Annotated in this window: 2 protein-coding genes; both read left to right on the top strand. The window is 73.5% G+C overall.

Annotated features, from left to right (window positions below; translation table 11 throughout):
• On the top strand, positions 1-857 hold an 857-nt coding region (locus ACFQ4O_RS17680), incomplete at its 5' end, for an Mrp/NBP35 family ATP-binding protein (protein ID WP_378777709.1).
• 101 nt (positions 858-958) lie between these two features.
• Positions 959-1,280 (top strand): trehalose-phosphatase (locus ACFQ4O_RS17675; RefSeq protein ID WP_378777707.1); only part of this gene is annotated, 322 nt, incomplete at its 3' end.

The following is a 1,280-nucleotide window of genomic DNA, read 5'->3' as shown; positions in this document are numbered from 1 at the left end:
CCGCGCCCGCCGGCGCCTCCGCGCCGCCCCGTCCGCAGGGGCAGGGCAACGGCGTCGGCGTGCCGGGCGTCCGCCACATCGTGGCGGTGGCGTCCGGCAAGTCGGGCGTCGGCAAGTCCACCACCGCGGCCAACGTGGCGCTCGCTCTGGTGAAGCAGGGCCTGCGCGTCGGCCTGATGGACGCCGACGTCTACGGCCCCTCCGTGCCGACCCTGTTCGGCCTGCACGAGCGGCCGGACGTCGAGAACAAGATGATGAAGCCGCTGGAGGCCCATGGCCTCAGGATCATGTCGATCGGCTTCCTGGTGGAGGAGGGCACGGCCATGATCTGGCGCGGGCCCATGGTCATGTCCGCGCTGACGCAGATGCTGAACGAGGTGTCCTGGGGCGAGCTCGACGTGCTGGTGGTGGACATGCCCCCCGGCACCGGCGACGCCCAGCTCACCATGGCCCAGCGGGTGCGGCTCTCGGGCGCTGTCATCGTGTCGACGCCCCAGGACCTCGCGCTCGCCGACGCCCGGCGCGGCGTCGCCATGTTCCAGAAGGTGGACGTTCCGATCCTCGGCGTGGTCGAGAACATGAGCTACTTCTGCTGCCCCAACTGCGGCCATCGGGAGAGCCTGTTCGGCCATGGCGGCGCCCGGGCGGAGGCCGCCAAGATGGGCGCGCCCTTCCTCGGCGAGATCCCGCTCGCGACCGAGATCCGCGCCACCTCCGACAGCGGCGCGCCGATCGTGGCGAGCGCTCCGGAGTCCGAGCACGCCAGGGCGTACGGCCGCATCGCCGAGGCGATCTGGACGCGGCTGAGCCGGGGCGCGCCGGGGCGCACGCCGCCCCGCATCGTGATCGAACGCTGACCGCCCGGCCCCGCGCGGACTTGTCCGCGCGGGGCTTTCGCCTATCTCAGGACCGGACGAACGCCCTCCACGAAGACCCTTCCCAAGCACCGGAGACCGGCATGAGCCTCGACGCCGCGGCGGCGGCCGCATGGGAGCCCGAGATCGCGCGCGAGCGCCCGGCGCTTCCGGCGATCCCTGCGGGGTTCCCTGACGGTCTGGCGCTGTTCCTCGATCTCGACGGCACCGTTCTCGATCTCGCGCCGACGCCCGACGCGGTGGTGATCGCGCCCGAGGCGCTGGCCGCCATCGGCGTCATCGCCCAGCGCCTCGACGGCGCGCTCGCCATCGTGACCGGCCGCACGCTGGCCGACGTGGACCGCATCCTGTCGCCGCTTCGGCTGCCGGCGGCCGCCCTTCACGGCGCGGAGCTGCGCCGCTGCG

The organism is Methylopila musalis (assembly GCF_042679725.1).
Classification (GTDB): domain Bacteria; phylum Pseudomonadota; class Alphaproteobacteria; order Rhizobiales; family Methylopilaceae; genus Methylopila; species Methylopila musalis.
This window is presented reverse-complemented; position numbering and strand designations above follow the sequence as displayed.